The organism is Ruegeria sp. AH3 (genome assembly GCF_056536265.1).
In genome coordinates, this window is the sequence record NZ_JBQFJL010000001.1 from 3447443 (window position 1) to 3473166 (window position 25724).

30 protein-coding genes, 1 tRNA gene and 1 pseudogene are annotated in these 25724 nt (G+C 52.9%); 20 read left to right on the top strand and 12 right to left on the bottom strand.

The annotated features are described in order from the left end of the window. The first annotated feature begins 39 nt into the window (after nucleotides 1-39). The 4 genes from mgtE to groL all read left to right on the top strand — a co-directional run bounded on the left by mgtE (nucleotide 40) and on the right by groL (nucleotide 4510). Nucleotides 40-1404 carry a magnesium transporter gene (gene mgtE / locus ACR3EM_RS17435; protein ID WP_480468802.1) on the top strand — a complete coding sequence of 455 codons (1365 nt, stop codon included), beginning with the start codon at nucleotides 40-42 and terminating at the stop codon, nucleotides 1402-1404. Between the two features lie 218 nt (nucleotides 1405-1622). Next, the gene (locus ACR3EM_RS17440; RefSeq protein WP_480468803.1) at nucleotides 1623-2174 is read left to right on the top strand and encodes a 2OG-Fe(II) oxygenase; all 552 of its coding nucleotides are present in this window, start codon (nucleotides 1623-1625) and stop codon (nucleotides 2172-2174) included. A gap of 332 nt (nucleotides 2175-2506) precedes the next feature. Beyond that, the gene (gene groES, locus ACR3EM_RS17445) at nucleotides 2507-2818 is read left to right on the top strand and encodes a co-chaperone GroES (protein WP_480468804.1); all 312 of its coding nucleotides are present in this window, start codon (nucleotides 2507-2509) and stop codon (nucleotides 2816-2818) included. 51 nt (nucleotides 2819-2869) lie between these two features. Further along, a complete protein-coding gene (gene groL / locus ACR3EM_RS17450) occupies nucleotides 2870-4510 on the top strand; it encodes a chaperonin GroEL (protein ID WP_480468805.1) in 1641 nt (546 codons plus the stop codon). A 41-nt stretch (nucleotides 4511-4551) separates the two neighbouring features. Here groL and ACR3EM_RS17455 read toward each other — a convergent pair whose 3' ends face one another. Then, nucleotides 4552-4923, bottom strand: coding sequence for a hypothetical protein (locus ACR3EM_RS17455; protein WP_480468806.1), 372 nt, complete (start codon nucleotides 4921-4923; stop codon nucleotides 4552-4554). 387 nt (nucleotides 4924-5310) lie between these two features. Beyond that, nucleotides 5311-5544, bottom strand: a complete 234-nt coding sequence (locus ACR3EM_RS17460) for a hypothetical protein (RefSeq protein WP_010442296.1) — start codon at nucleotides 5542-5544, stop codon at nucleotides 5311-5313. 135 nt (nucleotides 5545-5679) lie between these two features. Here ACR3EM_RS17460 and ACR3EM_RS17465 point away from each other — a divergent pair, with 135 nt between their 5' ends. The 10 genes from ACR3EM_RS17465 (at nucleotide 5680) to ACR3EM_RS17510 (ending at nucleotide 15584) form a co-directional block, all read left to right on the top strand. Next, a complete protein-coding gene (locus ACR3EM_RS17465) occupies nucleotides 5680-6432 on the top strand; it encodes a Crp/Fnr family transcriptional regulator (protein WP_170499212.1) in 753 nt (250 codons plus the stop codon). A gap of 446 nt (nucleotides 6433-6878) precedes the next feature. Continuing rightward, complete coding sequence (locus ACR3EM_RS17470) at nucleotides 6879-7187, top strand: hypothetical protein (RefSeq protein ID WP_170499210.1); 309 nt, start codon at nucleotides 6879-6881, stop codon at nucleotides 7185-7187. A gap of 3 nt (nucleotides 7188-7190) precedes the next feature. Next, complete coding sequence (locus ACR3EM_RS17475) at nucleotides 7191-7544, top strand: hypothetical protein (RefSeq protein ID WP_010442293.1); 354 nt, start codon at nucleotides 7191-7193, stop codon at nucleotides 7542-7544. Between the two features lie 30 nt (nucleotides 7545-7574). Then, nucleotides 7575-8387, top strand: coding sequence for a hypothetical protein (locus ACR3EM_RS17480; RefSeq protein ID WP_480471866.1), 813 nt, complete (start codon nucleotides 7575-7577; stop codon nucleotides 8385-8387). A 92-nt stretch (nucleotides 8388-8479) separates the two neighbouring features. Further along, a complete protein-coding gene (locus ACR3EM_RS17485) occupies nucleotides 8480-9679 on the top strand; it encodes an N-acetyltransferase DgcN family protein (protein WP_480468809.1) in 1200 nt (399 codons plus the stop codon). Continuing rightward, a complete protein-coding gene (locus tag ACR3EM_RS17490; RefSeq protein WP_480471867.1) occupies nucleotides 9676-10797 on the top strand; it encodes an alanine/ornithine racemase family PLP-dependent enzyme in 1122 nt (373 codons plus the stop codon). Before ACR3EM_RS17485 ends, ACR3EM_RS17490 begins: the two co-directional genes overlap by 4 nt. A gap of 375 nt (nucleotides 10798-11172) precedes the next feature. Next, entirely contained in the window at nucleotides 11173-11778 is a 606-nt protein-coding gene (locus ACR3EM_RS17495) for a hypothetical protein (RefSeq protein ID WP_480471868.1), read from the top strand. Nucleotides 11779-12301: 523 nt separating this feature from the next. Beyond that, entirely contained in the window at nucleotides 12302-12934 is a 633-nt protein-coding gene (locus ACR3EM_RS17500; RefSeq protein ID WP_480468811.1) for a tyrosine-type recombinase/integrase, read from the top strand. A gap of 1639 nt (nucleotides 12935-14573) precedes the next feature. Beyond that, the gene (locus ACR3EM_RS17505) at nucleotides 14574-15155 is read left to right on the top strand and encodes a hypothetical protein (protein WP_480471869.1); all 582 of its coding nucleotides are present in this window, start codon (nucleotides 14574-14576) and stop codon (nucleotides 15153-15155) included. 180 nt (nucleotides 15156-15335) lie between these two features. Continuing rightward, on the top strand, nucleotides 15336-15584 hold the full coding sequence (locus ACR3EM_RS17510; RefSeq protein WP_170353732.1) for a ParB N-terminal domain-containing protein: 249 nt from the start codon (nucleotides 15336-15338) through the stop codon (nucleotides 15582-15584). Here the strand turns inward: ACR3EM_RS17510 and ACR3EM_RS17515 are convergent. The 4 genes from ACR3EM_RS17515 to ACR3EM_RS17530 form a co-directional block, all read right to left on the bottom strand. Continuing rightward, nucleotides 15576-16079 carry a fatty acid desaturase gene (locus ACR3EM_RS17515; RefSeq protein ID WP_480468813.1) on the bottom strand — a complete coding sequence of 168 codons (504 nt, stop codon included), beginning with the start codon at nucleotides 16077-16079 and terminating at the stop codon, nucleotides 15576-15578. The two genes, ACR3EM_RS17510 and ACR3EM_RS17515, sit on opposite strands and share 9 nt — an antisense overlap. Continuing rightward, nucleotides 16007-16642, bottom strand: coding sequence for a fatty acid desaturase (locus ACR3EM_RS17520; protein WP_480468814.1), 636 nt, complete (start codon nucleotides 16640-16642; stop codon nucleotides 16007-16009). The genes ACR3EM_RS17515 and ACR3EM_RS17520 overlap by 73 nt, the downstream gene beginning before the upstream one ends. A gap of 18 nt (nucleotides 16643-16660) precedes the next feature. Beyond that, complete coding sequence (locus ACR3EM_RS17525; protein ID WP_170430361.1) at nucleotides 16661-16867, bottom strand: cold-shock protein; 207 nt, start codon at nucleotides 16865-16867, stop codon at nucleotides 16661-16663. Nucleotides 16868-17370: 503 nt separating this feature from the next. Continuing rightward, nucleotides 17371-17760, bottom strand: coding sequence for a MerR family transcriptional regulator (locus tag ACR3EM_RS17530; RefSeq protein WP_170499190.1), 390 nt, complete (start codon nucleotides 17758-17760; stop codon nucleotides 17371-17373). A 98-nt stretch (nucleotides 17761-17858) separates the two neighbouring features. Here ACR3EM_RS17530 and ACR3EM_RS17535 point away from each other — a divergent pair, with 98 nt between their 5' ends. The 3 genes from ACR3EM_RS17535 (at nucleotide 17859) to ACR3EM_RS17545 (ending at nucleotide 19238) form a co-directional block, all read left to right on the top strand. Then, nucleotides 17859-18182 (top strand): hypothetical protein, encoded by a 324-nt coding sequence (locus tag ACR3EM_RS17535; protein ID WP_170499188.1) that lies wholly within the window; start codon nucleotides 17859-17861, stop codon nucleotides 18180-18182. 4 nt (nucleotides 18183-18186) lie between these two features. Further along, on the top strand, nucleotides 18187-18405 hold the full coding sequence (locus ACR3EM_RS17540; protein WP_237217120.1) for a GDCCVxC domain-containing (seleno)protein: 219 nt from the start codon (nucleotides 18187-18189) through the stop codon (nucleotides 18403-18405). 569 nt (nucleotides 18406-18974) lie between these two features. After that, complete coding sequence (locus tag ACR3EM_RS17545; RefSeq protein WP_480468815.1) at nucleotides 18975-19238, top strand: hypothetical protein; 264 nt, start codon at nucleotides 18975-18977, stop codon at nucleotides 19236-19238. Between the two features lie 146 nt (nucleotides 19239-19384). On the opposite strand, the gene ACR3EM_RS17550 is transcribed toward ACR3EM_RS17545, so the two are convergent. The 3 genes from ACR3EM_RS17550 to ACR3EM_RS17560 all read right to left on the bottom strand — a co-directional run bounded on the left by ACR3EM_RS17550 (nucleotide 19385) and on the right by ACR3EM_RS17560 (nucleotide 20903). Continuing rightward, nucleotides 19385-19642 carry a hypothetical protein gene (locus tag ACR3EM_RS17550; RefSeq protein WP_480468816.1) on the bottom strand — a complete coding sequence of 86 codons (258 nt, stop codon included), beginning with the start codon at nucleotides 19640-19642 and terminating at the stop codon, nucleotides 19385-19387. 411 nt (nucleotides 19643-20053) lie between these two features. Beyond that, a complete protein-coding gene (locus ACR3EM_RS17555; protein ID WP_480468817.1) occupies nucleotides 20054-20497 on the bottom strand; it encodes a hypothetical protein in 444 nt (147 codons plus the stop codon). A gap of 37 nt (nucleotides 20498-20534) precedes the next feature. Continuing rightward, entirely contained in the window at nucleotides 20535-20903 is a 369-nt protein-coding gene (locus ACR3EM_RS17560; protein WP_480468818.1) for an antibiotic biosynthesis monooxygenase family protein, read from the bottom strand. Nucleotides 20904-21042: 139 nt separating this feature from the next. Between ACR3EM_RS17560 and ACR3EM_RS17565 the strand changes: the two genes are divergently transcribed. Further along, nucleotides 21043-21495: a MarR family winged helix-turn-helix transcriptional regulator gene (locus tag ACR3EM_RS17565; RefSeq protein ID WP_480468819.1), complete on the top strand. Its 453-nt coding sequence runs from the start codon at nucleotides 21043-21045 to the stop codon at nucleotides 21493-21495. Nucleotides 21496-22126: 631 nt separating this feature from the next. Here the strand turns inward: ACR3EM_RS17565 and ACR3EM_RS17570 are convergent. Both ACR3EM_RS17570 and ACR3EM_RS17575 read right to left on the bottom strand, forming a co-directional pair. Next, nucleotides 22127-22900 (bottom strand): DUF4145 domain-containing protein, encoded by a 774-nt coding sequence (locus ACR3EM_RS17570; protein ID WP_480468820.1) that lies wholly within the window; start codon nucleotides 22898-22900, stop codon nucleotides 22127-22129. A 163-nt stretch (nucleotides 22901-23063) separates the two neighbouring features. Beyond that, nucleotides 23064-23138: transfer RNA gene (locus ACR3EM_RS17575), tRNA-Gln, on the bottom strand. A 352-nt stretch (nucleotides 23139-23490) separates the two neighbouring features. On the opposite strand from ACR3EM_RS17575, the gene ACR3EM_RS17580 reads away from it, so the two are divergent. Then, a complete protein-coding gene (locus ACR3EM_RS17580) occupies nucleotides 23491-24000 on the top strand; it encodes a ferritin (protein ID WP_480468821.1) in 510 nt (169 codons plus the stop codon). Here ACR3EM_RS17580 and ACR3EM_RS17585 read toward each other — a convergent pair whose 3' ends face one another. Continuing rightward, on the bottom strand, nucleotides 24001-24489 hold the full coding sequence (locus ACR3EM_RS17585; protein ID WP_480471871.1) for an SH3 domain-containing protein: 489 nt from the start codon (nucleotides 24487-24489) through the stop codon (nucleotides 24001-24003). 172 nt (nucleotides 24490-24661) lie between these two features. On the opposite strand from ACR3EM_RS17585, the pseudogene ACR3EM_RS17590 reads away from it, so the two are divergent. After that, nucleotides 24662-25647: pseudogene (locus ACR3EM_RS17590) on the top strand (2-hydroxyacid dehydrogenase). Nucleotides 25648-25724 lie beyond the last annotated feature (77 nt).

Genomic DNA, 25724 nt, shown 5'->3' on the forward strand with positions numbered 1-25724 from the left:
AGTCCAACATTGACCAGAATCCCCATCAAAGAATTGAATATGAGCGACACAGATACTTTCCCAAAGGAACTGGAAATGCAGTTGCAGCAGGCTTTGTCAGAGCGTGACGGGGCTGAACTCGCAAACCTGCTTGATCCTCTTCCGTTGAGCGATGCATTGCGTGAGTTACTCAATCTTCCAGGAGAACAGCGGAGCATCGCACTTTCGTTGCTGCCACCGGAATTGGCTGCCGAACTTGTCGAAGAGGCACCGAATGCGCTGGCAGTCGATCTTGTCGAGCGCATGGGGTCGGAGCAAGCCGCAGAGGTTATCGAAGAGCTGGATTCGGATGTTCAGGCTGATGTCATTGGAGAGCTTGAAGACGCGGATGCGGAGGCGATCCTTACTCGGATGGATCCCGAAGATGCCGCAGAAGTTCGTCGTTTGGTCGAGTACGAGGACGATGTCGCGGGCGGCCTCATGGTTGCAGAAGCCTTCACATTTTCCGAGACCGATACAGTGGGAAGAGTGCTCAGGCGCTTCGCCAACGAAGAATATGACCTCGAACGGTATCGGGGCCAGCATCCCTACGTACTGAACTCAAATGGCACTCCAATTGGTGTGGTCTCATTACGCAGCCTCGTGTCCACTCGCCGAAGCGCGCGTTTGACTGATATCATGGTGCCCCCAATTACCGTCCAGGCCAACATGCCGCTGGAGAAGCTGGAAGACTTGTTCGGTGAACACCCGTTTCTTGGGTTGCCGGTCGTCGAGGCGGACGGGCATCTGGTGGGTGTCGTCTCACGTTCAGCCGTCGATGAAGCTCTGCTGAAACGCGCGGAATCGTCCAGCCTGAAACGTCAGGGTGTCTTCGGCGATGAACTTCGGTCGATGCCGATTCCACTTCGGGCGCGGCGGCGTCTACAATGGCTGTCGGCCAATATTGTTCTTAACGTGATCGCAGCTAGCGTGATCGCCGCCTACGAACAAACCCTCGCTGCTGTGATCGCGCTCGCTGTTTTCCTGCCGATGGTGTCCGACATGAGCGGCTGCTCGGGCAATCAGGCCGTCGCCGTGAGCATGCGCGAACTGTCCCTCGGCCTTGCCCGACCGATTGATGCCATGCGGGTCTGGATCAAGGAAGTGTCGGTCGGAGTGATCAACGGGTTCGTTTTGGGGCTTCTGATCGGCGCCGTTGCGTGGATGTGGAAAGGCAATCCGTTTCTGGGTTTGGTGATCGGAGGAGCGCTTGGGCTCAACACAATCATAGCTGTGTCAATCGGCGGCGTCCTGCCTTTGCTGTTGAAGCGCATCGGTCAGGACCCAGCGGTCGCCAGCGGCCCTTTGCTGACGACGATAACTGACATGGCAGGGTTTTTCCTCGTCTTAAGCCTCGCGACGGCAATGATGCCGCTTTTGGTCTGAATGTGACGTGAGACTTTAGTCCGACGGGCATTTGCCATTCCGAAACCCAGTATGAATCATGGTTGAACAGGCACGTGGTCTTGGAACCGCAAATCCCAAATAATTTTGCGTCTCACAAACAAAAAAGCGTCGCTTTCGAACGCTTTGGTCGAAAACGGCGCAGCGACATGAGCAGGTTGTCGCAATATTCAGCGGCAATCTGACAAATGGTGTTCAGGATGATGGAAATACATTCGATTCCCGGAGCGTTCACCTCCCGGGAATGCGAGCAAATTGTTGCCGCATCGAAGCAAGCCCCGGCAAATGAGGCCTTGCTGGTCGGCCAGAACAGGGATCACAACTTGCGCAGATGTGATGTGACCTGGCTGGACGACGTCAATGGAACCGGATGGGTCATGGCGCGTCTCATTAGCCTGGTGCGCCGTTCCAACACTGACAAGTTTGACTTTGATCTGCGGGAGTTCTCCGAGAGCCCGCAGGTTGCATGCTACAAGGCCTCTGATGGGGGTCATTTTGCCTGGCACTCCGATATAGGAGATGGCCCGACCGCTCGAAAACGGAAACTGACGCTGGTTGTTCAGCTCAGCAAGCCGGGAATGTATGACGGGGGCGACCTTGAGATCATGCCTGATGCCTACGCAGTGACAGCCAGTCGGTATCAGGGAAGCGCGACAGTCTTTCCCAGCTTTTTGCTACATCAGGTGACGCCGGTTGAGCAGGGCGAGCGATACTCTCTGACAGTATGGGCGCATGGCCCGGCCTTTCGTTGAGCCGGCATATCATGGGCTTCTTTTTGCTCTATGTGAGGAGGCTTGAATTTATCAATCGTCGGGTGTGAGACTATCGGCAGCGAAGCGCCCCGCGAACCTGTGCTGATCGGCAGTCGGGAAGTAACATTGCTTCGTATTAGATGTTAATTTTTGAGCTACCCATTTTTATTTATTAAGTTGATTTATAACGTTTTTATCTGAGCGCCGCGACGCCAAAAATATTTACAGTCAAACCTCTTGAAACAGTGATTTACCCTTCCGAAATCTCGCTTGTTAGCACTCTCCAGCTGGAAGCGCTAATAGGATGAATCGCCAATTGAGGAGAATTCAGAATGGCCTTCAAACCTCTACATGACCGTGTGCTGGTTCGTCGCGTTGAGAGCGAAGAAAAAACCGCTGGCGGCCTGCTCATTCCAGACAGCGCAAAAGAAAAGCCCAGCGAAGGCGAAGTTGTTGCAATCGGCGAAGGCGCACGCAAGGACAACGGCGAGCTGATCGCAATGGCCGTTTCCGTAGGTGACCGGATCCTGTTCGGCAAATGGTCGGGCACCGAAGTCAACATCGGCGGTGAAGAACTGCTGATCATGAAAGAAAGCGACATCATGGGGATCATCGAGGATTCTGCTGCGGCAAAAGCCGCCTGACGCCTCAGGTTCACCAGGTAACAACAAACAACATACTAAGGAGCAAGTCACATGGCTGCTAAAGACGTCAAGTTTACGACCGATGCCCGCAATCGCATGTTGCGCGGTGTAAATATTTTGGCTGATGCCGTTAAAGTGACGCTGGGCCCCAAAGGCCGCAACGTGGTTCTGGACAAATCCTTCGGCGCGCCGCGCATCACCAAGGATGGCGTAACCGTTGCCAAAGACATCGAACTGGAAGACAAGTTCGAAAACATGGGCGCGCAGATGGTGAAAGAAGTCGCCAGCCGCACCAATGACGAAGCCGGCGACGGCACCACCACTGCAACCGTTTTGGCTCAAGCCATCGTTCGCGAAGGTCTGAAGCAGGTTGCTGCTGGCCTGAACCCGATGGACCTGAAGCGCGGCATCGATCTGGCAACTGCCAAGGTTGTCGAAGGTATCAAAGACGCTTCGCGTGAAGTTAAAGACAGCGCTGAAGTTGCTCAGGTTGGTACCATCTCGGCCAACGGCGAAGCCGAAATCGGCCAGCAGATCGCGGATGCGATGCAGAAGGTTGGCAACGAAGGCGTTATCACCGTCGAGGAAAACAAAGGTCTGGAAACCGAGACCGATGTTGTCGAAGGTATGCAGTTCGACCGTGGCTACCTGTCGCCTTACTTCGTCACCAACGCAGACAAGATGATCGCAGAGCTCGACGACTGCATGATCCTGCTGCACGAAAAGAAACTGTCCTCGCTGCAGCCGATGGTTCCGCTGCTCGAGCAGGTGATCCAGTCGCAGAAGCCTCTGCTGATCATCGCAGAAGACGTTGAAGGCGAAGCGCTGGCAACTCTGGTTGTCAACAAACTGCGCGGCGGCCTGAAAATTGCTGCTGTCAAAGCACCGGGCTTCGGCGATCGCCGCAAAGCCATGCTGCAGGACATCGCAATCCTGACCGGTGGTCAGGTCATCAGCGAAGATCTGGGCATGAAGCTCGAGTCCGTCACCATGGACATGCTGGGCACCGCCAAGAAAATCGAGATCACCAAAGACGAAACCACCATCGTCGACGGTGCTGGCGAGAAAGCCGAGATCGAAGCACGTGTTGCTCAGATCCGCACCCAGATCGAAGAAACCACCAGCGACTACGACCGTGAGAAGCTGCAAGAGCGCGTTGCCAAACTGGCAGGCGGTGTTGCCGTTATCCGCGTTGGCGGCATGACCGAAGTTGAAGTGAAAGAGCGTAAGGACCGTGTGGACGATGCTCTGAACGCAACCCGCGCTGCTGTTCAGGAAGGCGTGGTCGTTGGCGGCGGTGTTGCTCTGGTTCAGGCCGGTAAAGCTCTGGAGACTCTGAAAGGCGCAAACGCCGATCAGGATGCAGGCATCAACATCGTGCGCAAGGCGATTGAAGCGCCGTTGCGCCAGATCGCTGAGAACGCGGGCGTCGACGGTGCGGTTGTTGCCGGCAAAGTACGCGAATCTTCGGATGCCGCATTCGGCTTCAACGCTCAGACCGAAGAATATGGCGACATGTTCTCGTTTGGTGTGATCGACCCGGCCAAAGTTGTTCGTACTGCTCTGGAAGATGCGGCATCGGTTGCTGGCCTGCTGGTCACGACGGAAGCGATGGTTGCCGACAAGCCCGCCAAAGAAGGCGCACCTGCAGGCGGCATGCCCGACATGGGCGGCATGGGCGGCATGATGTAAGCTAAGTCACAAGAAGGGGGCCTTGGCCCCCTTCGTTTTATCTAGCAATGGGCTTCATTGACCGAAATAGGCTTCCCCGCACCCGCAGCGAAGATCGAGAATATTCGCAACCAGTAAGCTTCCTGTACGTAGCTCGCCGCACCCTGAACGAATGGCCGGTCTTCCCGCTTACCTGCGGCGCAGAAATCTAAGCGCTTGCGGCAATTTTCATTTTGCGAGCGCACGCAGCGAGAAATTCCAAGGTACAGGTTGGGCTCTGCCGACACCTTCGCCGCGAGATCCGTGAAAGACGGATCTGGGACGGATGGCCATTCGCCGCGCGGTGCTCGAACTGGTAAGGTGCGGACAAACCGGACTTGTGCGATTGCGGCAATTGCTGACGCAGCATTGATTTGCTGTCGCAGCACATTCATCGCTGCGTTGCAGCTGTTGTCGCCAGACCGGTCATTCAAAGCTATGATGATGCGATACTATCAAACTGTAGTTTCGAGGCACATAGGATCAGCAACTTAGACGCCGAACAAAGCCAACGTTTGCGTTGTCGCAGGCAGTGCAGTAGGACAGGCCATGCGGGCCTTCAGCCAGTAAGCAAATTCTCGTTGTGGCTCATGCAGGTGGCGGGGAAGAGGGAGTAATTCGCGGTCGTGGAATTTTTCATTAAGTTGAGATATTGCAGAGATTGGATCTTTGGTTCTTGCTTCGTGTTTGAATTGATCGGGAACGAAGCACCAATAGTGCTTCTATTTGTTGTTATGCTTTTTTGACGAGCGTAATCTTGTTTTTCTGACAGGAAACTAACGTTACTGCCGAACGCGATAGCCGGAAGCAATGATCTTGTTTATCAGAACAGCGGCGGCTTGGTGCATGTCCTTTTCATCGTTATTGCCGACCGCTGTTTCGTGGACAGCAGCTGCGTCATGCAGAACTCCCACAATTTCATGTTCGGGCAGAAGCTCACGATCTTTAATTGCAAGCAAAAGCGCTTCACAAATTGAGAGTGCGGCCATTCCTGAATGGTCTTGCCGGTCAGCCATGGTAGACGTCCTTTTCTAACAGGCGTCCAAGCATGGAAGCGCCACGATGAATTGCACCATACTGGCATAGATTGCTGTATACTTAACTGATCGAAAGCAGTCTTGGCGTCGGATAGTTTCGCGGGCTGCTCATCGATGAAGGAAGAACACTTGCGCACTATCAAAAATAGTCCACTCACCCGAAAGCTTTCAAACTTCGTCGCTCTGACTGAGGTTGAACTTGCGGTATTGGCACGCCTGCACAAGCGTCGCAGAACCTTTGAAGCCGGACGTGACCTTGTGCATCAAGGGCAATCAGAGCAGGCGGCCTACATTCTGGCCTCGGGCTGGGTTTGTTCCTACAAAACCCAGACTGACGGGTCGCGTCAGATCGTCGATTTCCAAATACCGGGTGACTTTCTGGGCTTGCGAAGCGTTTTGTTGCACACCTCGGATCACAGCATAGAACCAATCATGGAAATCCAAGCCATTGAAGTAGTAGTGGATGATCTCCTGGAAGCATTTGCGCAGACGCCCCGGCTGGCGACAGCAATTCTTTGGGCGGTATCTCGAGATGAAGCGATGGTGGTTGAGCACCTGGTCAACATAGGACGGCGAGATGCGGGTGAGCGCATGGCGCATTTTCTTTTGGAACTTGGTGTGAGGTTGACTCAGGTCGGGATGGCAAACAAGACGGGATACACTTGCCCCCTGACACAATACCACCTTGCCGATGCGCTGGGACTGAGTGCCGTGCATGTTAATCGTGTCCTACGGCAACTGCGGGAGAAGGGGTTGGTTACTTTTCAATCCGGGCAAGTGGCATTTGATGATTATGACGGACTGGTGACGTTGGCCGGTTTTGACCCCACTTATCTGGATCAGGCCGGGCCACTGTTGAAGCAATAGGTTCACCCCTTCAGCGATGCCGGGATTTTGATGATAGTTACCTGGTTAGAGACGCCATTCGCTTCGGCAGATTTTGGATTTCACCGAAAAAGAAGCGCAAGATAAATACAGTCCGATTGCGGTACTGGATTTCCTGCGCTTCTCAAATACTCGTTAAGAACACGCCAGCAAATATCCCGCCAACACACATCACGTTGCCGGAATCCAAACATCGTTGCACTGACGCAGGTTAGTCAATTTTTGGCAGTACCTGATCCTCGGGCACCAAATGCATTTGAGATTCCAATAAAATCTCAGGTCATTGGCCGCAGACTAACATCGATCAGCGCGCGTCTGCCATTTGCACATTATTCTAAATTACAACGCCAGTACTACCGCAGCGCTTACGAGCGTGTACCGCGGCAGACTGCGCGGGGAAGATCCAACAAACTATATGGAGGACCAAGGTGAGCACGAGATCGTCCAGTTCTTTGGTGACGTTTTCAAATCCGTTCTCTTTGTCCGGCTACCCGGATGAACTTCCTGCAGGCGAGTATGAAGTAGTTGTTGTTGAAGAACTACTACAGGGCCTGAGTTTCGAAGCATATCGCAGAACCGGAACCTACCTGACAGTTCAGGGCAAAGGCAGCAAGCCAGGCCGCACGGAAATGCGCCCAATTGACCCAGAAGATTTTGAACTGGCGCTCAAGCAAGACCAAACCTTGGCCACATCTAACAATGACAGCGATGCGGCGCTTTCCCCGCAGGAGGAATAGATTATGAACACGCCCGAATGGCTTAAACCCGGAATCTACGGCGCCCTGATCGGAGGGGTTTTCGTAGGCGTCGTTGGATTTTCTTGGGGTGGATGGATGACCGGCAGTAACGCGGACAAGATGGCCAACGCCATGTCCCGCGACAATGTAATCGCTGCGTTGGTTCCGATCTGCGTCGACATGGCGAGAACTGACACCCAACGCGCCGAAAAAATAACGACGATCAAAGAAGCTACTTCTTTCAAGCGAAAGGATGCCGTTATGGCAGCCGGCTGGGCAACGGTACCGGGATCCCAAACCCCCAACAAAGATCTAGCACAGGCCTGCATTGAGGGGCTGAACCTGGATGGATCGTAACTCAATCACTCAACATTCGGACAACGTCGTTTGCACCAGGACAAATCGAAAAACCAGCACTGGTTTTACTCTCACTTCATGACGGCGCTGTTTGTTGGCGTTTTCAGCTGCTTGACGGGCTCCCTTATCTCATCAAGTCCCGCATCGGCAGAAACAAATTCGATCCCGGATAACGCGCATCCCAATAAGTATGGCGACGGTTGGGAATGCGATTTGTCCTATCGGTTGGAAGGCGAAGAATGCGTGGCCATTGTCGTGCCGGGGAATGCATACCCCACAAACAGAACCTACGGCTCAGGGTGGGCATGTATGCACGGCTTTGTTGAAGTTGGCGGCACCTCATGCACTGAAGTGATTGTGCCTGAAGGTGGATATCTCGATCCATCAGGTGAGAGGTGGCGGTGCCTGCGTGGATACACAAGAGTAGACGATAGCTGCCAGAAAATCGTGGTGCCGGATAATGCTTACCTGACGAATAGCACTTATGGATCTGCATGGCGTTGCAACCGTGGCTACGAAAAAGACGGAGAAGCATGCGTGGCAGTAGCGGTGCCGGAAAACGGTTTTCTGAACGCATCAACCAGCGGGCGTCCCTGGACGTGCGAGCGTGGGTATTTTGAGCGCGACGGACGGTGCGATGCCGTGTTTGTGCCTGAAAATGCTTTCTACGATGACGCGATCCATGGAGTTGGATGGAAATGCGAACGTGGCTACGAGGCGTCCGGTGATCGCTGCAATGCAATCGAGCTACCGGCAAATGCCCATATCGACCGATCCGGCAATGGGTGGCAATGCCACAAAAACTATCATCGATCAGAAGGGCTGTGTGTTCTGAACCAGTGAGAATTCAGACAGAAAGCCCACTTTCCCAAACTTCACAATTTTTGCCCGTCCTTACCAAGGACGCGCGTTTCACACTCTAAAAAGGAACAAATATGAAACCCGTACCCATTGCGTCGGATGCCAAGCAGTTCATTGCCAGCGATGCGCAAAAGCTGGCGCCTGAACAAGCAGTTTTTCCAGAGCTTCACCGCAAGACACTCGTGACAGATACACCGACTGCAATTGTGTATTGCGAAGGAAACTTCGCAAAGATCGATGGCAAGACGGCTAATGGTCTGGTTCGACATTCACAGGCCTATCGCGTTCTTTCGGTGATCGACAGCACGTATGGCGGTTGTGACAGTGGCAAAGTGCTTGATAATTTCGCAAATCAGGTTCCCATCTTCGATGATCTTGATGCCGCCGTCGCTAATGAAGCTACGATCCCCGACACTTTTATTTACGGAATGGCGCCGGCCAGCGGCAGAATGTCCCTTGAGGATCGCGAAGTTGTTGTGGATGCGATAACGCTCGGAATGAACATCGTGAGTGGACTGCATGAATTTCTTAGTGATGATAAAGAGCTCGCCGGATTTGCCAAAATTCACGATGTCACGATACGCGACATTCGCAAGCCGCGGCCCAATCCCGACCTGCGCCTGTTAGATGGCAGTATTGGAGACGTCCAGGCGATCCGCATCGCGGTGTTCGGCACCGATTGTGCAATTGGAAAGCGTACAACCGCGACAATCCTGACATGTGCCCTTAACGCGCATGGGATCAAAACAGTTTTGGTCGGTACCGGCCAGACAGGATTGATGCAGGGCGCCAAGTATGGTGTCGCGATGGATTCGGTGCCGCCGCAATTTTGCTGTGGCGAGCTTGAGCGCGCTGTTGTTGCAGCATCTGAAGATGAACACCCGGATGTCATAGTGATCGAGGGCCAGGGCGCGCTAAGCCATCCGGCCTTTTGCACATCAGCATTCATTCTGCGAGGCAGTCAGCCACATGCAGTTATTCTTCAACACGCGCCTAAACGAAAACGTCGATGTGATTTCCCCAACATGACTATGCCCGACCCTTGCGATGAAATCACCCTGATCGAGGCTTTTGCGAACACAGAGGTAATTGGCATGACGATCAACCATGAAGGAATGAATGATGTTGAGATTTCAAAGGCCATCACAGATTATAACTGCAAATTGTACCTCCCGGTCACTGACGCTCTGAACCGTCCTTCATCAAACTTGGTGAACATGGTTCTTTCTGCCTTTCCGCGTTTGCAGCACGTACCTGTAACGACGATTGAATGAGCAAGCTGCGTATCGACATTGATCTGAGCAAAATTCTTTACAACACACGGTTCCTTGTCGATCGCCTTAGACCCCGTGGAATTACGGTTACAGGCGTGACAAAAGCCGTGTGCGGTCACCCTGAGATTGCGAATGCTATGCTTGAAGGCGGCGCGACAGGGCTGGCGGACGCGCGGATCAGCAATATCATGCGTATGCGCGATGCTGGAATCTCGTGCTCCATATCCTTGATCCGAACACCCATGCTGAGCCAGGTCGCGCAAGTTGTTGATTACTGCGATGTAAGCTTCAACACAGAGATGGACATTATCGCAAGCCTGGCCATGAGTGCGCTGGGAAAGAACATTACTCACAACATTATCCTGATGGTGGAAATGGGGGATATGCGGGAAGGAATCCCGCCTGAACACCTTGAAAGCACTGTGTTTCAAATTCTTAGAATGGAAGGGATTTCTCTGAAGGGGATTGGCGCAAATTTTGCCTGTCTGGGTCATGTGGCACCCTCTGCAGAAGCAATGGCATTGCTTTCGTCGCTTGCCATCGACACCGAGCGCGCGTTTGGACCCGCTCTTGAAACAGTGTCAGGCGGCGGCTCCGCCAGTTTGCCATGGGCGCTTGGCAAGGGTGCGACCGGAAAGATCAACAACCTGCGTCTGGGTGAGGCTATCCTGTTGGGTACCGATCCCGTATCGGGGCACGCGATCGGCGGGCTTTACACAGATGCTTTTACGCTTTGGGCGGAAGTGATCGAAACGAAAGCCAAATCAAATCCAAATCCCTTGCAAATGAATTATCCTATACCTTCAATGCAGTGTGTGACTTTAGACAGTCCTTCGAATACTCGGTCGATCCTTGCGATTGGACTCCAGGACACCGATGCGGCGGGTCTAATATTCCCTGCTGGCGTCACGTTCGTCGGAGCCACCAGTGATCATATCGTTGTTGAAAACACCAGTTGTCTGCTTCGCCCTGGTGGCGAGGTGAAGCTGAAATTGAACTATAGCGCGCTCTCGCGCGGCATGGCTGCACCCGATGTAGCAAAAGTCTTCCATGGTGATGGCGCATTGGTTGACTGCACCGCAGCGAACACTGATCGCCCATATTCGAAGCGAAAGTAGCGCGCCAGGGTTGCCGCCGCCTCGGTTCTGCTTCAGCCACCCGTCTTATTCTACGGCTTTACGTAGTAAATTGGGCCACCAATACCTATATTGGTGGTATCCGCATTCACTTTTCACACCCCATCTGGGCTCGTGGGTGGTGCGGACAATCAAAGGATCAAAATGATGTCTTTCAAGGACTTGACGACCAGAGCGGCTGCCGCACTGAAGGAAAACGATGCGGACGCGCCGAAAAAAGAAGTTACGTCTGAAGCGCCTGACACCGTCCCCGAAAAACCAAAGCCGAAACCTCAAAGTTCATAATACCCTGCCGGGAGAGGGTGGCTTGTTTTTGTCTGCATCTCCGAGCGCTATCAGCAAAGGAGAACTACCCAAATGAACCAGATAACCAGCAAGACAATCGCAGTCTTTTCCAGGCCGTTTACTTTCCCTGGCTTTGACGAATTACTCCCGGCGGGCGAATACGACATAGAAACTGAGCTTTCCGCACCACCAGATTATTTGGATCCAGAAGCCTGGAAAGCATCAGTGCTAATCTCTCTGCATCCACGGAAATCTCACCCCGGTCTGGCGCGAACCTTGACCGTTTCTCTTGCTGATTTGGACAGAGCACGCGCAATAGATAAATTGTCTGCGAAAGAGTTGTCACAATTCTTGCTCGACCAACTTTTGGCCGATCCGATGGTGCAACTGATCATGGAAGCGGATGGTGTGTCTGAGACTCAACTTCGGCACCTCTACTCGGGTCGCTCATTTCTGAGGCAGACGACGGATCATCAGATCAACGAGCCATACCACGAGGATGCGCAAGCGGTTCTCGGTATGCTTTCGCTGTCCAAGCTGCTGAGAACGAAGGAATGCCAGTTCGTCCTATTAAAACCCCTCGGATTACAGGCCGTCCCATCGGACAGTCTGAACCAGGCAGCTCCTTCAATCTCAAGGCTTAGGGCTCGGAACTTTCTTTTCCAGTCGCTGTATTAACCAAAACAGAAATCGAGGCTAAGAACTGATGGAAGACTCCGACAACGAAGCAGATACGATCATGGCTCGCGCCCACAATGACGTGCCGCAAGAACGCCCGTGTCTTCGTTGCAGAACGCCATTCTGGAGCGAAGGGTTCGGAGAGCGGATTTGTCGACGCTGCAAGGGGTTGAGCGCGTGGCGAAATGGCGTATCAGTAAGCCCTGGGTTAGCTCGGCGTCGCTGATAACCTGACGCCGGTCTTACCAGCTTTTCTGATCATATCTCATTTTATCTTATTGGTGCTGACCCGGGCCTTTTAACGTGGAACCCGATCGGTAATCGGTGCTGAAGACGAAGCGTACGCGCGGTTTGGACTCGAACCGTTCTTATGCGTAGTGATATGGGCTCAAGCCGCCTAATGCACACACTTAAACCATGCCAGTATTCATAATCGGACAGCAGGCATTCACGCCGCTTGTACTATTCGGTGGTCAGCGCGGTGCTGTTGCTTGGGTGCGGAGGGTGGATCGGAGTGCAAAATATGCCAAGAGTCCAACTACCTGCAGTCACCCCAAAACCCAGAGCTTGGAACAAAGGGCGGATCATCGGTCAGAAACGACCGCTACTCCCAAAACAGGTCTGGGCGATCCGTGCCCGGCTCGAACTTTCTGGAAATATGCGTGATCTCACAATGTTCAACGTCGCGATTGATAGCAAGCTACGCGGCTGCGATCTGGTCAAACTCGCTGTGACCGATCTTGTCAAAGACGATCGCGTCCGTGAGCGTGTTTCGGTGATCCAGAGCAAAACCAAGCGATCTGTTCAATTCGAACTGACGGAAAACACGCGAGAAACTGTATTGGTATGGGTAAAATCACCGGAAATGTTTGCTAGCCGGTTCATGTTTCCAAGCCGATTCCATAATCGACCACACATCTCGACGCGCCAGTATGGCAGGCTGGTTCGAGACTGGGTGACCGCAATCGGATTGGAACCGAGCGGATATGGCACGCATTCGCTTCGCCGAACCAAAGTAGCTGAGATCTACCGCAAGACAGGAAATCTCCGCGCGGTCCAACTTCTGCTTGGGCACACAAAGGTCGATAGCACCGTGCGATACCTGGGCGTTGAATTGGAAGACGCGCTAAGCATTGCAGAGCGCATAGACATCTGAGACAGTTTGGCGAGCGGCGCTGTCGGTCGCCAATCCATAGTGGTTCTAGTTCTTTTACGCAGGAGTGGGACGTAGCGTGCCCTGAGCGGAAGTGTCAAAATCTTGTTGCGTACGCTCGCAGCACAGTTTTCTCGGCTCAGGCGCAATTTACAGGGTGCGGGACCGAGCGGCCATTTGATCACGCCGCGAGTACTTGTGCAGAAGCGGCGCGAAAATCGCTGCGTTGCAGCCAATGTTATCAGGCCAGTCATTCATAGTCACGGGGAAGCCTTGATCACATACTCCTCTTTCGCCGCACTCAGGCCAGACAATTTCTTTCGGTAGTTCACCAAGGATCTTGGTCACCGGCAGTTTCAAAAACTACCTGCCCTGGCGGTACTTGCATTGCGACAAGGGAAACTTCCTTGACTCTATTCTGGCTAAGGACCACAAAAGTGCATTGGTGAAAGTTACTCGTCGCCGCGATGCTGCCGGCTTCGATGATCCAATGGCCTTCAGAATAACTGTAGCATGTGCCCCAGCATAGGAACGGGTTTCACTGGGGTCTTCGTGATGAGCTAGTTCCTCGCAAGCATTCGCAACTGTCACCTGACAAGCCCCAGTCATCGGGTGACCAATTAAAGAAGGCGCCGTATGAACAGCACATGGCTCATAAATTGCGTGCTTGATGCCCGATAGATCAGGTCTCAGGCTCCGCTTCATTCAGTCATTCATCGTGTTTTTGCGCCGCGTTCTTTGCCTGATCCCGACACTCTTGGTGTTGCTCTCAGGAACGCAGCTTCCTGCCCAAGTCGCAGGCAATGCCGACGGATCGGTTTGTGACGAAGGTTTCGAAAACAAGAACGGATCGTGTCAAAGAGCAAACGCACCTCAAAATGCGCATTTGACCGGTAGTTCCTATGGTCCAGTTTGGGAATGCAACCATGGATTCCAGCGTGTTGGAGATCTTTGTGAGGAAATAGCAGTTCCTAAAAACGCATATCTTGCATCGACTGGAGATCGATGGGAGTGCAATCGGCTCTTCCGACGAGTCGGAGAAAAATGCGAAGAATTGATTGCGCCTCAAAATGGGTACGTCGAAACCCGGTTTGGCGCACAGGAAGTACACTGTGACTGGGGATTTCGTAAGGAAGACCAGGATTGTGTTGCGATTAGTGTCCCGAGCAACGGCCGCCTGACTGACAAAAACAGCGCGGATGGTTGGGTGTGCATCAGAGGTTACAGGGCAGCGGATAGCGGCTGTGAGCCTGTGGCAGTTCCACAGCATGCATACCTCGCGCCTGAAACTTATTCCGGATGGAAATGCGAACGTGGTTTTCGCGCAAACCGGGACAAGTGCGTTGCGATTCTTGTCCCTTCAAACGCTCATTTGAATCGAAGAGGTGATGGTTGGGAATGTAACCGGCCGTTCACGAGACAGAACGACCAGTGCACCGAAAATGTGCCGCGACAATAAGTTGGTGGAAACCAAAGCCGCCTGACAAATCCGGAAGGACTAAGCCGTGAACCATAACTCGATTGACGAAAACCTGGGTAAAATTCTCAAAGCCGAAAAGGTGCGTCGCCGGTCTTATGGGATTAAGATATCTATTGCGTTAGCAGTGTGCGTTGCAGCGATAATTGTGGTGGTGTTTCTCTGATGCGTAAAAATGCCCCTCAAGTAACCCTTCCCGGTTCAAAGATGTCAGCTCATGGTCTGGAACAAAGAGCGTTTCAGGACCGCAGTGTTCGTAAGTTGCGGAACGCTGACGTATCAGGAGTGATTGAGGAAGAATTTGGAAAGTACATGATTAAGGCTGGCGTTCTGAGCGGCAATTGTGTTGCAAGGGCATTTCCTAAGCCACCGGCTAAAACGCAGGCAATGATTGCCGATGCAGTTGGCGAAACACCAGCATTGGCCATTGAAGCCTTAAAAGAAATTCTCGAAGAACGAGACAGGAAGCGTAGCGGTCAACGCCGTTTGGAGGGAAACTCTGGCACCCTCGTTCCCAGTGAAAGAGAATATACCGAGGCGTTGCGACAGATCAGGCTCACCCCTGCGCAGGTCACAATGCTCAAAGCACTTACTATCGCAGGCAAGGACGGTCTGACCATTGGTCACTTGTCTCAGGCGGCCGGTTACAAATCGCGCGAGGCGTCCATCAAGGTTTTCAAGAAAATCGGACTATTGATCGCAGAATACGGAACTAGATCTACCCGACGCCGGATCGGTACAGAATGATGGCGCCGCTCAGGTCCTGGCATTTTCTCACATCGAAAGTGAAGATGAGCCAGCAACCTGGATCATGCATCAGGAACTGCGCGACGCTGTTCGTTCGGTTCTATGACGTACGTTCCAGCCCCAGCTCTTGTAGCGAACTTCGAACCGCAACAAATGCACGAAAGGTTGCTCACGTAGCTTATGTTGGAGAAAAGACCATATCCGCTCGACCTGATCTATGTACCTGTGAAACGGGCGAAAACGCTTGATCAACAAAAAGTTCTGACGCTGGCCGAAGATATCCTGAAGAATGGCCAGAAGACCCCGATCCAGATACGCGCTGACAACAAAAGGTTCGTGCTGATTGAAGGTCTTCACCGACTAGAGGCTATCCGCGCCCTCGGCGGTGATACTATTGAAGCCTATTTGGTCCGCGCCAGACTACACTAAGCTCTTTTTGGGATTGGCGTTTGACAAAGCCTCTGAAAATGTCATCAGGCGCTGACTTTTTTCATCCCAAAGATGCAATCGCGCACAATGAAGGCTCTGATATAGAGTAATACGCTGGCAGTTTTCCAACTCAGAATGGTCACGCAAAACTTCGTTTAGCCGATAGAACGGTATGCGGCTGGCAAGGTGGTGAACATGGTGCACACCGATATTGGCAGAGAACCACCGCAGGATGCCTGGCAGGGCGTAGTGAGAACTTCCATAGAATGCGGCGTTCTGAAGATTCCACACTTCTTCCCGTTCCCAGGTCGTGTGTTCAAACTGGTGTTGAATATAGAATAGCCAAATACCAATCGATGCGGCGACGATCATGGTTGGCAGGAAAACATACGCTAAAACCTCAATGCCTCCGGCCCAAAAAATCAGAGCCAGGACCACCGCAATCGCGGCGTTTGTTCCCATTGCACTTGCCCAATACAGCCAGCCTGACCGCATGAAACCAAAGGGCAAGCGATTTTGAAAAAAGAACGTGTAGACCGGTACGATACAGAACAGGAAAAAGGGTTCCGGATTAACCTGTAAGCGGCACGCCCGAACCAATTCCGTTTCAGGTATTCCTCAATGGTCAATGTAGGAATGTCACCCATACCACGCCGATCAAGGTTACCGGTTGAGGCATGGTGAATCGCATGGCTTTGCCGCCAGACGTCATAGGGTGTCAGGGCGAGAACACCCAGAACCCGGCCGGTCCAATTGCAAACGGTGCGGCTTCTAAAGAAAGATCCGTGACCACAATCATGCATGATGATGAAGATACGCACCAGAAATGCGGCGTCCAGGATGGCCAATAGAACAGTGACCCAGATACTAAGGGATAGCGCAAACCACGCTGCGCCCCATAGCGCGAAAAAGGGGATGACAGTGATTGTCAGTTCAAAAACGCTACGCTTCGTATCGGGCACACGGTATTGCGCGAGCGCCCGGGTCAATTCCTGCTGTTGCAACTGACTTGTTCTCCAAGGGCTTTTAGCAGCCCATTGTGCAAACGGGCACCCCATAAGGGTGCCCGTAAAAGGTCAGGCCAGTGCCAGATTGGCGGCGCTGTCGCGCCCGTCACGGCCAGCTTCGACGTCAAAAGTGACCTTCTGGCCGTCCTTCAATTCGCTGATGCCGGAACGCTCAAGTGCTGAGATATGCACGAACACATCGCGCTTGCCATCTTCAGGTTCGATAAAGCCAAAACCTTTGGTCGAGTTGAACCATTTTACTGTGCCATTTGCCATGGTGGAAGTCTCCTAATACTTGCCGCCCGCATTATTGCGGCGACTCGGCGTGGTCGGTCTGAATCGAAAGACTGAACGCCGAGTTTGGGAGACAGCAGGTCGAAAAAGAAAAACGTAAGCCCTGTGTATATGGACTTCGAGTACACACGATACAAGCCTTGATACAACGGAAAGCAACAGAAGATCTAAGTCTGCCCAGCCCAATTTGGGACAAAGATAAGCAGAACCATTGCTCTGTGGTTCGGAAATCAGAGGTCGGCTTCCGATAAAACCTGCCGAATGCGTATGCAGCAAATTGATTGCTCAGGCACGGCAGGTAGGGCTCACTGTCCGAAATCGCCGCGTGCTTCAAGAACACCGCGGCCAGGCACAAATGTTCATTGATTGATTGAAACATTACTAAATCAACGAGTTGACCTCTCTAACGAACGGTAGATTCTGCGCGGCCCGAATCTTGGGTCATGCTGCGTTGGCATAGGGCGACTGCGAGCCTCAAAGTGCCATTAGTAGGTCCGTATCTGCGTAAGCATCGGGCAAGAAACGTTACCGATGTTACAGTTGGCCGTAAGTTCATTCAGGGCGGCCTCCAATCGCTTAAGTTCGATTATCTTCATACGCACATTGGAGATATGAAGCTCGGCCAGTTCCTTAACGGATTGGCAATCCTCGCTATCACCTTCGGACAGGTTGAGAAGCACCTTTGCATCGGCAAGCGCAAAACCCAAGTCTCGGCACTTCCTTAGAAAACAAAGCCGTCCCACATCGTGCGCAGAGTACATGCGTCGATTATTCGATGCCCTTTCTGGTTTCGGCACGATCCCTTCGCGTTCGTAGTAGCGGATAGTTTCAATTCCGACACCGCTTTGCCGGGATGCCTCCCCAATCGCAAACATGTGAGATTTCCTGTCTTGATCCTGTAGTGGCTACAGAAGTTATACGAGAGGTTGTTGTCTCTACAACTCCGCGCGACGTAGTCCATCAGGGAAACAGAATGCAGAAGTACCTTAGCCTCAGCTATTTGGGATCGCTATCAGCGCTTGGCGTCGCGACTTGCTGCGTTTTGCCCATGATGATGATGTTACTGGGGCTGGGCGGCAGTTGGTTGGCAATCTTTGGGAAGGTTGCGGCAGCGAGTTACTATGTGCTGACGATTTCAACGGCGCTCGTCGCGATATCGTGGCTGGTATCTTATCGGCGCGGTTCCTTACCGACGTTAAAATGGCGGCTTGCAGGAACAACTCTAATCACCGGCGTGGCTTGGGTCGTTGTGTTTAACGAGGCACGGATTAACGATTACCTGATCATGCAGATGTGAGACTATGACAAAACAAACTGTAGTCCTAGAAAGCACCCTGATTTGCCCGAAGTGCGGCCACAGCGAAACCGAGCAAATGCCAACGGATGCTTGCCAGTGGTTCTATGAATGCAAGTCGTGCAAAACAGTTTTGAAGCCGTTGGAAGGCGACTGTTGTGTTTACTGTTCATATGCCACGGTCCCGTGTCCACCAATTCAGCTAGGCGATAGCTGTTGCGGATGAAGTGAAGGACGGCTTTGTTGAGCAAACTGTGAACTGCCGCCGCGAGCATCGCTGCTATTTGCATGAATGACAGTTCTTTCCGCTGCTTGGCCGCACAAGATATTCGGCAGTTGCAATGTTGTTACTGCTACAAGCGCATGCAGCAATAAAATCCAGGGTACAGGTTGGGCTCTTTCTGGGCTTTCTCTGCACCTGAGACGAATGGCTGATATCACTCTGCTCCAACGCAATGGAAAACCTTTGAGTCGCAAAAGGCAAAACTAGTGCATCGAGGAAAATCCAGTTGATTCAAAATCAATGACTTGGCCGCGTGCCAATGGCAAAACTATGAGTCGCCCGACACCGTGTTGAACGTCACACGAACCTGACCCAACCGTCATAGTTGGACCAGAAGCAAGGTGAACGTTCGACATCGGAAGGCGCCCCCGATGTTGGACATCAGTTGAATTGTGACCTTTGAGTCATAAACTGGGTTCGAGGTTTTGAAGAATGGACCGGAAACCCTGAAATCCGAGTTGGAACGTGCAAGGCGTCGGTCTTCCACCAAGCGGTCATATTTCACAACAGATATGGGCGAATTCTATACCTGGCTGAAAGAAACTGAAGAGGACCCGGCAACAGCGGAGCTCAGGGCTTGCGTGCAGGATTTTGTACGGGAGAACTATCCGCTGCAGACCGGCGCGAAAGTTCTGGGTACGGAAATTTCAGCACCCAAACTCATCACGCTTGAACGCGTGCGGGAGCTACATGGGGTTCATACAGGATCAAATGGCGTGGGCATCCGTAGTGAAAAAGAACGAAGATCGCCACGACCTCATGACCGAGGGCAATAACTTGCTGCGGTTCATAGTGAGAAAAGACGCTGGACTCGGTTCGTGATCTAACGATGGCCGCAACGGGCCAAACTGCTTCGGTCGTCTCAACGGCCACCTGAGCCAAAGTGCGCGGCGGAGTTATGGAATGCTTCCGCCGCACATACTCACCAATAATAGTGGTGGGGCTTGCGCCCATCGGGCCAGACTAGGTCGTCAGGATCAGCGCCTTTCAGGATGCCGGACGCAAGAGCCTTGGATTTGCGTCTCGTTGGACGCGTGTGACAGGTGATGTCGTGATAGCGTGGCCAATTGCCAAGCCACCGGACCTCATCCGGGTCTTTTCCGAGACGACGGCTCAGACCTAGGCGTGAGTACCCGTTCCCAAGCACGGTACGGGGACGTTTGCGTTTGTAGTGGGCCATGTCATTGGCCTTTCATGCAGTTTCTGAACTACATGGCACCCTCCATCGGTTGGCTCGTTGGTTCGGGCTGGGCTCGGATAGACGGCCGAAAACGCAGCCCGTCTGAATATCGGACTGGGCGAACAAGATCAATGGGGCGGGAAAAAGCCGCTCAATGTGGTGTTAGGTGATTGGGCCGGTAGGCTGTGGACGGACGGACCACTCAACCAGAGATTGCTTCACATAACACCCGTCACGGGTGATTGCGGTTTGTTGCGCTTGGCACTTTCAAGCTTTGGTTGTTCTAAGCGACCAGTAGGCCGACACTGTGTTAGGTGTATCTTGAGATCCGCTTGGCCCAACAATGCACCAATTCGCTGCGTTTGCTCGAATGTCGACAATTTCGCCAGTGCTTGGACTAGAATCGAGCTCTCAGCGAGGCCTCCGAATTTTGCCGGTCATTCGCAAGCCATCGCGAATGTTCAATCCCATCATCGCGAGGTTGGCTGCGCCAGCGATCAACTCAATCACCTGAACTGTGTAAAAGGTGCTGTCGAACTCGCCAGCAGCGGCTTTGCCAGCCAGAAACCAAGCAGCCGGTACGAGGATCAGCAAGCCGTTCAGCGCAATGACAGGCATGCGGCTTTTCTTGGCCTTCGTAAGTGCATCCTTGCGTTTCCGGCCCATTGCCATGCCTGACCCGCCAGCGATGGCCATTGCCGGGATGAGGATGAACATGCCTTTCAAGATCAATGCCTTGACGGTTGCGACTGTTTCATGGCTCGCAAAGAGCTCGCTGGAGGCTGTTGATGTCCAGAAGAGGAGGATCATCACAAAGCCGATGCCGCCCGTGATGGCGTGAATCTTTGTTTTCATAGCGGTCCACTCAAATTGGCTTTTGGAAAAGATTTCGTCAGGCCGTGCAGCAATTTTGCACCGCAACCTTCTCGAACAGATGGGGGGCGGTCACAGCGCTTGAGGGATAGTGGCTGAGCTGCCGCTGAAACTCGGGGTTTGAAAACGCGGCGCGGAAGTCCGCAACAGAGTCCCAGACCGCGTAGTTCAGGTACATGCTGCCGTCACCAATAGCCTTATGCAGTTGAGTGCTGATGTAACCCGGCTGCTTTTTCATCCATTGGGCATCGCTCTTCCAAGCTTCAACCAAGGCGGTTTGGTCACCGGGATCGACTGTGAAGAGATTGACAAGAACGACGGGTCCAGCGTCGATGCCCAATTGCCGCTCAATAGGAAACTCGGGGTCGAGGGGTTTGAAGCTGACCATTTCGGTACTCCTTGAAAGTAGTTTCATTTTGGTGTCATGTTGTCATATTTAGGAAGCTTCAAGCATAATGACAACACGTTGTCAAATAAAATGAGGAATCGACATGCCGGATGCGCGAAGGACCGAAGAAGGAGAAGCCGTGACAGCATTGATACTGGATGTGTTTCGGCTGAACGGTCGATTGCAGCTTGCCGGTGATCGCCTCGTATCAGAACTCGGTCTAACAAGTGCCCGATGGCAGATTCTTGGTGCCATCGCCTATTCTGATCGACCGGAATCCGTTGCCTGGCATGCACGGACGATGGGCGTTCACCGGCAGGGCGTACAACGGATCATCAATGAATTGAGCAAAGAAGGCATGGTGGAGTTTCAGCCGAACCCACACCACAAGCGGGCGCACTTGGTTGTCATGACTCGAAAGGGGCAGGAGTTATACGAAGCCGCGATTGCGAAGCAAATCCCATGGGTGAATGAACTCTCGAAAGGTCTGTCGCCAGATGATATTGCGACAACGCAAGAAGTTGTGGGCCGTCTCAAAACACGCCTTGAAGAAACCTCAACGCGACAAGATCAGAGTTCGACCCAAAGCTGACATTCGTACAGAGTGCAGCATCGGACGTTCTGGGCTCTATGTTTGAATCCGCCGCGCTTGGAACAAACGGCAGCTCAGCCAAATTTTGCTAGAAAAAGGATTTAGCACTCAGGCGCGCTCGACCCCTAAAACGACTAGGCATAGATGGGTTTTTTGTTTTGCCTATGTCTCTGCAATAGCTTTCTGGCTTTTTTTCCAACAGCAAAGGTTCTGGCATCATTCATGGCGGAATTTCCAGATGAAGGAAACGCATTCGGGAAAATCATCTCCAACTCCCGGCACTGCTCTTCGCCCAGAATTTTCTCGGCCTGTTCCCGCCCTGGGTGCTGTTTCCAGGACCTCCAGACCTCATGTACCGTGGCAGTTCTTTAAAACTAGGCAACCAGCCAACTGGGCTGAGAGCCAATTGCAAAACCGCCAGTTTTGGTAAAAGTTGCGCTCTTACTCGACAAAAGTTGCGTTTCAAGCCGGACAAGTTCCGATTCATACCGGACGACACAGAGGAAAATCATGGCTGGGGTGGTAGGATTCTGATTTTCTCAAAAAACATTTAATTTCAATAAGTTGCAGCTGGTTTGGCGAGAAAATGTTGCGGGATTTGTTGCGGGAATTTCTGCAACGCAGAAACCTGTCATTTCTTATCGCGTCTTTGAATCGCGTCCAATTGGGACTGGGGCAAAGTTGCATAGACTTCGTCGACATGCTTCGGTTCTGAGATCATCTTCTCTGCGACAAGGTTTAACAACCGGAACAGGGTTTCGGCGGTCGCTCGGTCGTCTCGAAGGTCAATTTGGCCCGGGTGGACGGCATTGTTTCCTATGACGCGCACAGCATCCAGCGCCTTTTGAACACGAGTGTCCAAACCATTCTGAACAAGGGACTTAATGTCTTCATTTATGTTCTTGCCCGACTGCCCAAGCTCCACACATAGCTTTTGTATTGCCAGACGGATTAGCGCCGCAGCACCTCGAGGTGACACATCAAGAATCGCACTTGCCTCGTCGTAGTCACGCCTAATTTCGGCTGGTAGATCAGAATTCGCTACTGGGGCACTCCCAACAACAGGATAAACTAAACGATTGTAAATCCAAACCGAAAGCTGATCGCAGTTATAGCAGCGGCTCAACCAGAGGTTCCCAATGTGAGAATTTACGTACTTTTCATCCTTTTCAAAAAAAGGAGCACCGGTTGCGCAACGCTCGACCAATCTTCGCATATCCTCGCGTACTTCGTCCTTAAACTGATCAAAGTCGAAGTTGTCGACTCGTTCGCGCGTCCAGATTTGAGGTGTCGCGTCTTTGTCCATTGGATGCGCGTAGGCTGACCGCCAAAACTGTTTGGCCAGCGCGCCACAATGTGGGCAGTTGAATGCGGTTTCTTCAGTCGACGGTGGAACGTATTTCATCTTGCCTCAAACAAAAAGGGACTCCCCAATTATTTCAAAGCCTTAGTGAAAGCGCCAGATGCAGGCAACTTCAAAAATGTTGCGGGATTTCTCCTCATCCCGCAACATTTACGGAACGAGATTATAAAACCTTGTTCAAAATCAATATGTTACGGGAAAATCATGGCTGGGGTGGTAGGATTCGAACCTACGATACACGGTACCAAAAACCGCTGCCTTACCACTTGGCTACACCCCAACGGTGAGCGGCTATCTACGACTGTTGGTTGCGGGGTTCAAGAGCTTTTTAGGACAAAAGTGTCATCAATCTGGAAATAATTTTGAATGACACTTGCGGTGGATGTGATCCGATAATTCAACACCATATCGGCGTCTTCATTGCTTACCTGTTATGCCCGCGCGCGAAGAGTTTGAGGGGAAGATCAATGCCCGAGATAAGACGGCCGATGCAGTTGCAGGTGAAACTCAGCTACAGAAGGAAAATTGTAAGGTATTGTTTATTATTATAAAATAAGAAGCCTCGCCATTGAGGATATCAATCCCTGATACTATCTTCCAACCACACGCCACTGAGTTGGAAGGAGCACGCGATGAATCTGAACCCAAAAGTCGCCGAGGCGCTGAACAAGCAGATCAATAATGAGTTGAACGCTTCCTACAGCTATCTTGCAATGTCGGCTTATTTCGAGGCTCAGGATTTGCCAGGATTTGCCAGTTGGTTCCGGGGCCATTCGGCCGAAGAGGAAACACACGCGATGCGGATCTTCGATTTTGTCGCCAAGCGAGGCGCGCGAATTGAGTTGGAAGGGATTGCGAAACCGCACTCGGATTATGCGTCGCCGGTCGACGTGCTGGAGCAGGCCTTATCGCAGGAACAGACTGTGACGGGACAGATCAACGCTTTGTTCGAATTGGCTCAGGCTGAAAAGGAATATAGCACGCAAAACATGCTGAACTGGTTTTTGGCCGAACAGATCGAGGAAGAGGACTTGTTTACCTCCATTCTCGATAAGGTGAAGGCGGCAGGTACGGATCGCTGGAATCTGCTGCTTCTGGATCAGGAGCTGGCTCAGCGTGGCGGGGGTGAGGCTGCGGAATAGCTATTCGCGGATTTCGGCAGCATCAACGCCCCAAAGGTTGCTTTTGAGCGTCCACCCACGAAACCCCCCGGCAGAGATACGGCACCAGTCGGGGGTGCAGGTTCCCAGCCGCGCCACTACGCCTGTTTCGAAATGGGCGTTGACCTTTGAATTAGGGTCCGCTGTCGCGTAGACAGGCAGCAAGTCCGATTCAACCAGGACTGTTCGCACCCCTGACAGCAGGGCATAATGAACCCAGCCTCCAGCACCGTCGCGGTCCTGTACCTTCCGCCAGTTTCCATATTCTGCGGTGATCTGCAGCGGCATGCCGCGGCGTTTGAACACCCAGTCGATTCGGTGGGTCAGGGATGGGCCACGGCGGACATTGCCCTCGGCAGCTTTCATCGAGACATAGCGTGGCAACGGCAGATTCGTGACCGGGCCGCGTTTGTCCTGCGCGGACACAGCGCCGGTGGCAAACGCAAAAACAAATGCGGCAATCACCGTCATCACACGGCGTTTCACTGAAAACCTCGCACTCACTGCCTGCCTGCTCTTATTGCCTGTTGACCGTGTTTCGAAAAAAGCTCGGGTCTATGCCCAAGGGGTTCTTGTGCCCCGTGTCATCCTGCGCCACGATGCCATGGCGCGCGGCGATTTGCAAAGCGGTAGGAGGGCTGAGGTGCCAAGAGAACGTCTGAGTGTTGTCGTTACGCGACGATTGCCCGAAGCAGTGGAAACCCGGTTGAGTGAACTGTTCGATGTGCGGTTGCGCGACGATGACTCGCCGATGACACGCGATCAGCTGGTTGCAGCGGTGAAAGAGGCCGATGTGCTCGTGCCGACCATCACCGACACAATCGACGGAGGCATTCTGGGGCAAGCGGGCGAAAATTTGCGCCTGATTGCGAATTATGGAGCCGGTGTCGACAATATCGATGTGGCAACCGCCCGGCAGCGCGGCATTCTGGTCTCAAATACGCCCGGGTGCTGACCGATGATACAGCGGACATGACGATGACGCTGATCCTTTCTGTAACGCGCCGCATCCCGGAGGGGCTGAGCGTGATGCAAAAAGGAGATTGGGAGGGCTGGGCACCGACAGCTTTGCTTGGCGGCCGGGTCGGTGGACGCCGCCTGGGTATTCTCGGCATGGGTCGGATCGGGCAGGCCGTTGCCCGGCGAGCCAGCGCATTCGGGATGCAGGTGCATTACCATAACCGCCGCCGCCTGCGCCCTGAGATCGAGCAGGAGCTTGAAGCAACCTATTGGGACAGTCTGGATCAGATGGTTGCCCGGATGGACGTCATCTCGATCAACTGCCCATCGACTCCTTCGACTTTCCACCTGATGAACGCGCGGCGGCTGAAGCTGATGAAACCTTCGGCGGTGATTGTGAACACGTCGCGTGGCGAGGTGATCGACGAAAACGCACTGACCCGCATGATCCGTGCGGGTGAAATCGCTGGGGCCGGATTGGACGTGTATGAGCACGGCACCGATGTGAACCCGCGACTGCGGCAACTGCCCAACGTGGTGTTGCTGCCGCATATGGGCTCGGCAACTCTGGAAGGGCGGATCGAGATGGGTGAGAAGGTGATCATCAACATCAAGACCTTCGAGGATGGTCACCGTCCGCCAGATCAGGTCGTGCCCGCAATGCTGTAAGCCTCAGGCGCAAGGGGAACATGATGGTGCAGGCATCCACTTTGCCACGCAACGAGGCCGGGATCGAGACGGCGTTG